This window comes from Streptomyces sp. CB02980 (assembly GCF_014451325.2).
In the GTDB taxonomy this organism is placed as follows: Bacteria; Actinomycetota; Actinomycetes; order Streptomycetales; family Streptomycetaceae; genus Streptomyces.
The window spans coordinates 1-11332 of record NZ_JACSCH020000043.1; the positions used below are offsets into that span (position 1 = coordinate 1).

At 72.6% G+C, this 11332-nt stretch carries 2 protein-coding genes; both read right to left on the reverse strand.

Annotated features, from left to right (window positions below; translation table 11 throughout):
- Positions 1–5573, reverse strand: a 5573-nt coding sequence (locus tag E0F75_RS39530; protein WP_308189668.1) for a type I polyketide synthase, incomplete at its 3' end; no start/stop codon positions are given.
- Positions 5574–5613: 40 nt separating this feature from the next.
- Positions 5614–11332: type I polyketide synthase (locus tag E0F75_RS39535; protein ID WP_229315882.1), on the reverse strand; the 5719-nt coding region annotated here is incomplete at its 5' end.

The window sequence follows — 11332 nt, forward strand, 5'->3', positions numbered from 1 at the left end:
TTGGACAGCGCCTGCCGGATCACCCGCTGCTGCGACGGACCGTTCGGAGCCGTCAGACCGTTCGACGCACCGTCCTGGTTCACGGCCGAACCCCGCAGCACCGCAAGGACCTGATGACCGTTCGCCACCGCGTCCGACAACCGCTCAAGCAGCAGCACACCGGCACCCTCGCCCCAGCCCGTACCGTCGGCTCCCGCCGCGAACGGCTTGCACCGCCCATCGGGCGCCAGACCCCGCTGCCGACTGAACTCCACGAACGCACCCGGCGTCGACATCACCGTCACACCACCGGCCAGCGCCAACGAGCACTCACCGGCCCGCAACGCCTGAGCCGCCAGATGCAGGGCCACAAGCGACGACGAACACGCCGTGTCCACCGTCACCGCCGGACCCTCAAGCCCGAACACATACGACAGCCGACCCGACACCACACTCGCCGCGTTCCCTGTCGCCAGGTATCCCTCGGCGGCGATTCCGGCGCCGCCCAGCAGGGAGACGTAGTCCTGGCCGTTCGTGCCGACGAAGACGCCGGTCGGGCTCGTGCGCAGTGAATCCGGAGCGATGCGCGCGCGTTCCAACGCCTCCCAGGTCACCTCGAGCAGCAGCCGCTGCTGCGGGTCCATGGCCAGCGCCTCGCGCGGGTTGATCCCGAAGAACTCGGCGTCGAACTCATCGACGTCGTGCAGGAAGCTGCCGGTGGTGGCGTAGCTGGTTCCCGGGCGGTCCGGGTCCTCGTCGAACAGCGCCGACAGGTCCCAGCCCCGGTTCGTCGGGAACTCGGTGAGGGTGTCGCGGCCCGTCGCGACCAGCCGCCACAGGTCCTCGGGCGAGCGCACTCCACCGGGGAAACGGCAGCTCATCCCGACGATGGCGATCGGGTCGTCGTCCACCGGCGCGCCGGCCGGCGCGGGCGGCGCCGGGGCGGCGGTGTGACCGCCGAAGAGCTCCGTCCGCAGATGCGCGGCGAGCACCCGTGGGGTGGGGCGGTCGAAGAGCAGGGTGGCCGGGAGGCGCAGACCGGTGGCGCCGCGCAGGCGGTCGCGGACTTCGACGGCCGTCAGCGAGTCGCAGCCGAGGTCGCGGAAGGCCCGGTCCTCGTGGATGTCCGTCGCCCGGGCGTGGCCGAGCACCTCGGCCGCCGCGGTGCGGATCGATTCGAGCAGTTCGTGGTGCTGTGCGTCCTCGTCGAGGGAACGCAGTCGGCCGACCAGCGGGAAGTCGCCGGTGCTCTCGTCGTCGGCCTGTTCCAGGGCCTGCGCCTCGCGTGCCTCCGCGATCTCGTCGAACAGGCGGCTGTCGCGGACCGTCAGGTACGTCCGGGCGAAGCGGTTCCAGTCGACGTCGGCGACGGTGGCCGTGGTCTCGTCCCGGTCGAGGATCTGCCGGAGCGAGCTCAGGGCCCGGTCGACCGGCATCGTGGTGATGCCACGGCGGGCGAGCTGTACTGCGGCATCGCCTTCCGCCATGCCGTCCCCGGCCCAGGCACCCCAGGCCACCGAGGTCGCGGTCAGCCCGCGGTCACGGCGTTGCCTGGCCAGCGCGTCGAGGTACGCGTTCGCCGCGGCGTACGCGCTCTGACCGCCGCTGCCCCAGATTCCCGCGATCGAGGAGAAGAGCACGAACGCGTCGAGGTCGGTCCGGTCGAAGAGGGCGTCGAGATGGAGCGCTCCGAGCGCCTTCGCCGCCATGGTCTGCCGGAACTCCTCGGGCCGCACCTCGGACAACGCGCCCGTCAGGCCCAGGCCGGCGGCGTGCACCACGACGCGGATCTCCGCGCCGTCGGCCCGGACCCGGCGGACCACGTCGTGGAGCTGCTCGCGGTCCGCCACGTCGCAGGCGGCGACGGTGACGCGGGCTCCGGCAGCCGTGAGTTCGTCGCGCAGCGCGGCGGCCTGCGGAGCGTCGGGGCCGCGGCGTCCCAGCAGGACGACGTGCTCGATGCCCTGCCCGACCAGCCACCTCGCGACATGACCTCCGAGAGCACCGGTGCCGCCCGTGATCAGCGCCGTACCCCGGGGCCGCCAGGTCGTCGCGGTCCCGGCTGCGCCGGCCGCCCTGCGTACGCGGCGTGCGAGCACCCCGGAGGGACGGATCGCGACCTGGTCCTCGCGGTCCGTACCGGCGACGACGCGGCAGACCAGGTCGTACGTGTTCTCGTCCGGCAGCGCCGGAAGGTCGATCAGGCCACCCCACCGGCCCGGCTGTTCCAGGGCGGCCACCCGGCCCATGCCCCACACCAGCGCGGCGCCGGGGTCACTCGTCGGTTCGTCGTCGCTCGTGCTGACGGCGCCCCGGGTCACGGACCACACGGGTGCGTCGACATCGGCGTCGCCCAGGACGCGGAGGAGGGTGACGGTGTCGGTCACCGTTCCTGGCAGCCGGTCCGGGGACGCATCCGCTCCCGCGCTGTCCGCCACGGCGAGGAGGGAGAGGACCCCGCTCGGCGCGGGCCCGTCGCCGTATGCCTCGGTCAGCCGACGCGACAGCTCCTCGGCCGTGACGTCTACGGGGACGACGATCCGGACGGCGTGCCCGCCGGCCCGGCCGACTGCGGCGGCGAGCTCCGGGGCGTCGTCGTCGGACCGGGTGAGTACGAGCCAGGTGCCGGACAGGGGGGCGGGGGCGCCGGTCTCCGGTACGGCTTTCCAGGTGACGTGGTAGCGCAGGCCGGCGAGGGCCTGACGCTCCTGGCGGCCGCGCTTCCACGCCGTCAGGGCCGGAAGCACGGCGTCCGAGGTGATGCCCTCGTCAAGACCCAGGGCTTCGAGGTCGTTGCGCTCGACCGCGTCCCAGAACTCCGCCGTACTGGGGTCGACGACGTCCGATCCTGTTAGGGAGGGGGCTGACGGCTCCAGCCAGTAGCGGCGCCGCTGGAAGGCGTACGTCGGGATCTCCACCAGCGGTCGGGTGCGGGAGACCCACTGGTCCCAGTCGACCTCGACGCCGTGCACGTGGAGCCGGGCCAGACCGGTCAGCAGGCCGGTGACCTGGTCACGGTCACGCCGCAGGAAGCTCGCGACGACCTCGCCCGCACGCTCATCCATCGCGGCGGAGAGCGCAGGCTGCGGGCCGACCTCGACCCATATGCGGGCCCCCAACCCCCTTGCCATGTCTATGGATTCGGCGAACTGTACGGGCTGTCGCGCATGCTGCACCCAGTAGGCGGGGCTGCCGAAGTCGGCACCCGCAAGCTCCCCGGTCACCGTCGAGACGACCGGGATCTCCGCAGGTCCGAAGGACAGGTCTGCGACGGCAGCGGAGAAGTCGCCCAGCATCGGGTCCATCAGCGGGGTGTGGAAGGCGTGACTCACCGGCAGCGAGCGGGTGCGTACCCCATCGGCTTTCAGCTCCTCGACCACGCCGCGTACGGCATCCGCCTCACCGGCCAGCACGACCGACCCCGGCGCGTTCACCGCAGCCACCCACACACCGGGCACCCCGCTGACACGTTCCCGGACGTCCTCGGCAGGCGCAGCCACGGACACCATCACCCCACCGGCCGGCATCCCCTGCATCAGCCGGCCCCGCACACAGGCCAGCCGCACCGCGTCGGGCAGAGTGAGCACACCCGCAGCCACAGCCGCACTGATCTCACCGACCGAATGCCCCACCAGCACATCCGCCCGCACACCGCTCTCGACCAGAACGCGCCAGAGCCCCACCTCCAGCGCCACCAGTCCCACTTGCGCGAACACCGTCTGGTCGATCAGGTCACCGCGCCCGTCCAAACCGAAGAGCACCGGACGCAACGGCTCCGGCAACAACTCATCCGCCACCGCACACACCTCGTCCACCACACCGGCGAACGCCTCGAACCGCTCATACAACTGCGCACCCATACCGGCGAACTGAGACCCCTGGCCGGTGAACAGCACCGCCGTCTTCCCCGTCACCGGCGAACCGGTCACCAAGCCCTCAGACGGAACGCCCTCAGCCAGCGCATCCAGCCGCACGACGAGGTCGGCGACGTCGTCACCCACGACCACCGCACGGTCCTCCAGCACCGCACGGTTCATCAACGAGGCGGCCACACCCGCGACATCGACACCCTCGCCGCCCCGGACGAACCCGGCCAACTGCGCCGCCTGACCCCGCAGCCCCGCATCACCCCGGCCCGACACCACCCACGGCACCGGCCCCGGCATCCCCAGCGTCGGCATCTCCGGCGCCGCCGCCACAGGCTCGGCAACCACAGGCTCAGCTGCAGGCTCCTCCAGGATCACGTGCGCATTCGTGCCGCTCACGCCGAACGAGGACACCCCCGCCCGCCGCGGGCGGCCGTCGGCCTGCCACGGCATCGGCTCGGTCAGCAGGCGCACGCCACCCGTCGTCCAGTCCACGTGCGGCGACGGCTCGTCCACGTGCAGCGTCTCGGGCAACCGGCCGTGCCGCATCGCCATCACCATCTTGATGACGCCTGCCACGCCCGCAGCGGACTGCGTGTGCCCGATGTTCGACTTGACGGAGCCCAGCCACAGCGGACGGTCCTCCCGCCGGTCCTGGCCGTACGTGGCAAGGAGCGCCTGCGCCTCGATCGGATCGCCCAGTGTCGTACCCGTGCCGTGTGCCTCCACCGCGTCGATCTGCTCCGCGCCGAGACCGGCGTTCGCCAAGGCCTGCTGGATCACCCGCTGCTGCGAGGGCCCGTTCGGAGCCGTCAGACCGTTCGACGCACCGTCCTGGTTCACCGCGGAGCCACGCACCACGGCCAACACCCGGTGCCCGTTGCGACGAGCGTCGGACAACCGCTCAAGGAGCAGCAGACCGACGCCCTCGCCCCAGCCCGTTCCGTCCGCCGCGGCCGCGAACGGCTTGCACCGCCCGTCGGCCGCCATCCCGCGCTGCCGGCTGAACTCCACGAACGCACCCGGCGTCGACATCACCGTCACACCACCGGCCAGCGCCAACGAGCACTCACCGGCCCGCAACGCCTGAGCCGCCAGATGCAGGGCCACAAGCGACGACGAACACGCCGTGTCCACCGTCACCGCCGGACCCTCAAGCCCGAACACGTACGACAGCCGACCCGACACCACACTGCCCGTGGAGCCGGTCAGGAGGTAGCCGTCGGAGGCGTCCGCGTGGCTGCCGTAGCCCTGGAAGCCCGCGCCGACGAAGACGCCGGTGGAGCTGGACCGGAGGGTGGTGTGGTCGAGGCCCGCGCGCTCGAACAGCTCCCACGCGGACTCAAGGAGCAGCCGCTGCTGGGGGTCCATGCTCAGCGCCTCGCGCGGGCTGATCCCGAACAGCTCGGCGTCGAAGTCGGCCACGTCCTCGACGAACCCGCCCTCGCGGGCGTACGTCCTGCCCGGCCGGCCGGGCTCCGGGTCGTACAGCTCGTCGATCGGCCAGCCTCGGTCCGGCGGAAACGCCGTGACCGCGTCCGTTCCGTTCGCCACCAGCTCCCACAGGTCCTCGGGGCTGCGTACCCCGCCCGGGAGCCGGCAGCTCATCCCCACCACGGCGATCGGCTCGTGCTCGCCCGACTCGTACCGCAGGAGGCGTTCCCGCGTCTGCTTCAGCTCACCGGTTACCCGCTTGAGGTATTCGAACAACTTGTCCTGGTCCGTCATCACATTCTCAATCGCCGGAGTCCAACGGGGCTGGTCGCGGTCAGCGCTGACCCAGCTCCTTGTCAATGAAGTCGAATACTTCGTCGGGGGTCGCGGATGCGAACGGCTGCCCGCCGGCGTCCTCCTGCCCCTGCTCGTCGCCCTCACCACGCCACGTCTCGAGGAGGGACTGGAGGCGCAGGGTGATGCGTGCCTTCTCACGGCTGTCGGGCTGCCGCATGCGCAGCAGCGCGTTCTCCAGCCGCTCGATCTGCGCGAGGGGCGATGCCACGGCCCCGGTCCCGTCCGGGAACATCGCTCCGCGCAGGTACGCCACCACAGCGCCCGGCGTCGGGTGATCGAACACCAGGGTGGCGGGCAGTTGCAGGCCGGACAGCCTCCTCAGCCGGTTCCGCACCTCGACCGCCATCACCGAGTCGAACCCGAGCTCGCGGAAGGCACGCTGTTCCGCCACCGCCTGGGGATCGCGGAGTTCGAGGACCTTCGCGGCCTCCCGCTGAACGATCGCAAGGAGCTCGGCGTACTGATCGTCGGCGGTCAGCTCGGCGAGGCGGCCCCGCAGCGACTGCGTGTCGTCGCCGGACGCGTCGCCGCCGGACGCGTCGCCGGACGCCGTGTCCATGACCGCGGCGAGTCGCCGGACCTCGGGCAGGTCCTCGATGAGCGGACGACGCCGGGCCACGGTGTACGTGGGAACGAACCGCTCCCAGTCCACGTCGGCCACGGCCACGAACGTCTCGTCGAGGGTGAGCGCCTCGTGCAGCGCCGCGACGGCGAGGTCGGGCGCCATCGGACGGATGCCGACGCGCGAGAGGTACTCCTCGCCGTCGCCCTCGGCCATGCCTCCGCCGCCCCAGAGACCCCAGGCGACCGAGATCGCCCGGTGGCCCCGATCGCGCAGCTGCTCCGCCACCGCGTCCAGGTAGGCGTTGGCGGCGGCGTAGGCGCCGTGCAGCCCGCTGCCCCAGACACCCGAGTTGGAGGAGAACAGCACCAGGTCGTCGACGGGGTGCTCGTCGAGGGCCGCGAGGAGGTTCTGCATGCCGGTCACCTTCGCCCGCAGGAGCTCCGCGAACGCGGCGGGGTCCGACTCCTGCAGCGTGGTGCGCTGCGGTACCCCGGCGGCGTGGATGACCGTGGTGATCGGCGGGTGATCAGCACCGCCGCCGAACAGGCCGGCCACCTGCCGGGGGTCGGCGATGTCACAGGCGACGACGGTGGTGGGGGTGCCCCCGGTCGTCAGATCGCGGGCCAGGTCGCGCGCACCGGGCGCGTCCGGCCCGGTACGGCTGACCAGAACGATCCGCTCGGCGCCGTTCCGCGCCAGCCAGCGGGCCAGATGGGCGCCGAGCGCGCCGGTGCCTCCGGTGATCAGCGCCGTGCCACGGGGCTTCCACTCCTGGTCGCCGCGCGGGGGTGCCGGCGCGTGCTGGAGCCGACGGGCGAAGGTGCCGCCCGGGCGCAGGGCGATCTGGTCCTCGACCGGCTCGGCCAGCGCTGCGGCCAACTGGCCACCGGTACCGGGCTGCCAGGCGCCGGGCAGGTCGATCAGACCGCCGTAGTGGTCGGGGTGTTCGAGGCCGAAGACCCGGCCGAGACCCCACACCGCCGCCGACGTCGGGTCGGGAGCACCACCGGTCCCGGGCGCGTTGACCGCGCCACGGGTCAGCACCCACAGCCGCGCGCCCTCCTGCTCCACGACGGCCTGCATGACCGCCAGCGCGGCGGCCAGCCCGAGGGGCAGGCCGGGGTGGTGCGGATGGCTCCGGTCCAACCCTGCCGGAAGGTAGGCGATGTGCTCCGCGCCCACCAGGAGATCGGCGACACCGGCACGGTGGGTGTCGGGGTGGGCGGCGCCGGGGTCGGCGGGCAGCACCCGCACCTCGACCTTGGCACCGGCCTGCTCCAACGCCTGCTGTACGTCGCGGACTTCGGAGCCGTCGTGGCACAGCAGCAGCCACCGCCGGTGCAGCCGATCAGCGTGCTGGGCGGCCAGTGGCGTCCAGCCCACGCGGTACCGCCAGGCATCACTCGGGGAGGCGCCGACCGGCTGCGCGACATCCGCCGTGGTGACCGGCGCATCCAGCCAGTAGCGCTGCCGCTGGAAGGCGTACGTGGGCAACTCCACCGGCTCCACGGCGGGCAGCAGCTCCCGCCATGCCACCGGCAGACCGGCGGTCCAGGCCGCACCCAGACTGCTCAGCAGCTGCGCGGTCTCGGGCTGGTCGCGACGCAGGGTGTGCAGCACGCGTTCCTCTCCGTCCCCATGCCCGCGCCCGTCCCCGTCCCCGTCCCCGTCCCCGAGTACGGTCGACAGCGCGAGCCCGAGCACCGGGTGGGGGCCGACCTCGACGAACAGACCGCGGCCATGGGCGTGCGCGGCCCGGACGGCGGTCTCGAACAGCACCGGCTGCCGCATGTTCCGGTACCAGTACCCGGCGTCCAGCTCCTCATCGGCGACCAGCTCGCCCGTGACCGTCGACCACATCGCCGTCTCACTGCCACGCGAGGACAGTCCTTCGAGTCCGGCGCGCAGTTCCCCGGCGATCTGCTCCACCTGCGCGTGGTGGGACGCGTAGTCCACCTCGATCTGGCGGGCACGTATCCCCTGTCCGTCAAGCCGCGCGCACAACTCGGCGATCTCCTCGGGCGGACCACTCACGACGATCTGCCCGGGTGCGTTCACCGCAGCCACCGTCACCGACGGCGGCAGATACGACTCCGCCTCCGCCGCGTCCAACGAGACCGAGGCCATGGCACCGTGACCGGCCAGCTGCCGCAACGCCTGCGACCGCAGAGCCACGACCCGGGCGCCGTCCTCGACAGTCAACCGGCCCGCGACCACCGCGGCCGCGATCTCGCCCTGCGAGTGACCCACGACGGCATCGGGCGTCACACCCGCCGCGCGCCAAGCCTCCGCCAGGGAGACCATCACCGCCCACAGCACCGGCTGGACCACATCCACCCGGCCCAACCAGTCCCGCTCCTCCCCCGACAGGACAGCGCGCAGCGACCAGTCCACCCACGGGTCCAGGGCCCGCTCGCACACGGCCATTCGCTCGGCGAACACCGGCCACGAGAGCAGGAGTTCACGGCCCATCCCGATCCACTGACCGCCCTGGCCGGGGAAGACGAACACCACACCGGGCTCCGTCGTCCGCCTCGGCGTCGACCGCCCGTCGGTGACCAACTCGTCAAGTCCCGCGAGAAGTTCCCCCACATCCGCGCCGACGACGACAGCCCGCCGCTCCAGAGCGGCCCTGCCGGCCAACCCGGCGGCCACGCCTGCGATCCATTCGCGGTCGACGGCACCCGCAGCCTGCTGAGCCCGTACGAAGCTCGCCAACCTCGCCGCCTGACCGCGCAGGCCCCCGTCACCGCGGCCCGACACCACCCACGGCACCAGACCCTCACCCAGCGGTGCCGGCGTCTGCGGCGCCCCCGCCATCGGCGCCTCCGCGGTGGGCACGTCGGGCGCAGGCGCCTTCGTCGTCGGCTCCGCTGCCGCGGGCGCCTCCGTCGTGGGCACGTCTGCCGCGGGCGCCTCCTCCAGGATCACGTGGACGTTGGTGCCGCTGACCCCGAACGAGGAGACACCCGCGCGCCGCGGGCGGCCTTCGGCCCGCCACGGCACCGGCTCTGTCAGCAGCCGTACGTCACCGGTCGCCCAGTCCACGTGCGACGAGGGCGTGTCGGCGTGCAGCGTGGCCGGGAGCGAGTGGTGCCGCAGCGCCATCACCATCTTGATCACACCGGTCACGCCGGAGGCGGCCTGTGTGTGTCCGATGTTGGACTTGACCGAGCCCAGCCACAGGGGCCGGCCCTCGGGCCGGTCCTGGCCGTACGTGGCAAGCAGTGCCTGCGCCTCGATCGGGTCCCCGAGTGTGGTGCCCGTGCCGTGTGCCTCCACGGCATCGACCTCACACGCGTCGACCTGCGCGTTCGCCAGTGCCTGGCGGATCACCCGCTGCTGCGAGGGGCCGTTCGGCGCCGTCAGACCGTTCGACGCACCGTCCTGGTTCACCGCGGAGCCACGCACCACGGCCAGCACCCGGTGACCGTTCGCCACCGCGTCGGACAGCCGCTCAAGCAGCAGCAGGCCGACGCCCTCGGCCATGCCCATGCCGTCCGCGTCGGCGGAGAAGGACCGGCACCGGCCGTCCGGCGACAGCGCGCCCTGCTTGCTGAACGCGAGCAGCGCTCCCGGCGACCCCATGACGGCGACGCCTCCGGCGAGCGCGAGCGAGCACTCCCCGAGCCGCAGCGCCTGGGTGGCCAGGTGCACACCGACCAACGACGACGAGCACGCCGTGTCGACCGTGACCGCCGGCCCTTCGAGGCCGAAGGTGTACGCGATGCGACCGGACAGCACACTGGACGCACCACCGGTGAGCAGATGCCCCTCAGTGCCCTCCGGAACGGCTGACAGGTTCGCGCCGTAGTCCTGGTAGTTGGAGCCGACGAAGACGCCCGTCGGGGTTCCCGCCAACGACTCCGGGTCGATCCCGGCGCGTTCGAAGGCCTCCCACGCGGTCTCGAGGAGCAGCCGCTGCTGCGGGTCCATCGCGCGGGCCTCACGGGGACTGATGCCGAAGAACTCCGGATCGAAGAGGGCGGCGTCGTGCAGGAAGCCTCCGCCTCGGGCGGACACCCCGTTCGAGCCTTCACGGTCCGGCTGATGGAGCGAACCGGCGTCCCACCCGCGGTCGGCGGGGAAGCCCGAGACGGTCTCGCCCTGTGCGGAGAGGAGGCCCCAGAGGTCCTCGGCGGAGTGCACACCGCCGGGGAGGCGGCAGCTCATGCCGACGATGGCGATGGGCTCGCCGCTGAACGCCACGGGCCGGGGGGCGCGGTCGGTGGCGGGCCGACCGCCCCACACCTCGGTTTTCAGGAAGGCGGCGAGAGCACGCGGCGTGGGGTAGTCGAAGACCACCGTCGCGGGCAGCCGGACCCCGAGAGCGGCGCTGAGCCGGTTGCGGAGGTCGACGGCGGTCAGCGAGTCGAACCCGACGTCGCGGAGCGCGCGGTGGGGGCCGATGGCGTCCAGGCCGGTGTGACCGAGGACGGAGGCCGCCTCGGTCCGAACCGTCTCAAGGAGGGCCGCGTCCCTCTCGGCCTCGGTCGCCGTGGCCAGCCTCTCCACCAGTGCCGAGGAGGGTTCGGCCTGGGCGGTGGAGTCCCGTTCGGCGGGTTCGAGGGCTCGTACCTCGGGCAGTTCGGAGAGCAGTGGCCGCGGCCTCGCCGCGGTGAAGACGGGAACGAAGGTGGGCCAGTCGACCTCGGCGACCGCCAGGACCGTCTCCTCGCCGGCGAGAACCTGGGCGAGCGCGTCCAGCGCACGGTCACGGTCGAGGAACGGCAGCCCCTGGCGGTACATCTGGTCGGGGTCGACGCGCCCCAGGGCCAGCTCGGTGTCCCAGATGCCCCACGCCACGGACGTGATCGGTTGCGACGCGGCCCGGCTCTCGGCCAGCGCGTCGAGATACGCGTTCGCGGCGGCGTACGCGCCGTGCACCCCGCTGCCCCAGATTCCGGCGATGGAGGAGAACAGCACCAGCCGGACATCGGGGTGGTAGGTGCCGAGGAGATCGGCGAGGTGGGCGGCGCCCGTGCACTTGGCGTCCAGGACGGTGCTCAGATGCTCCGGCGTGGCGTCACGCAGGCGGGCCAGCTCGATGGTCGCGGCGGCGTGGATGACGGTGGTGATCGGCGGGTGGCCGGTGCCGCCCAGGACCTCGGCCAGCTGTCCCGCATCGGTG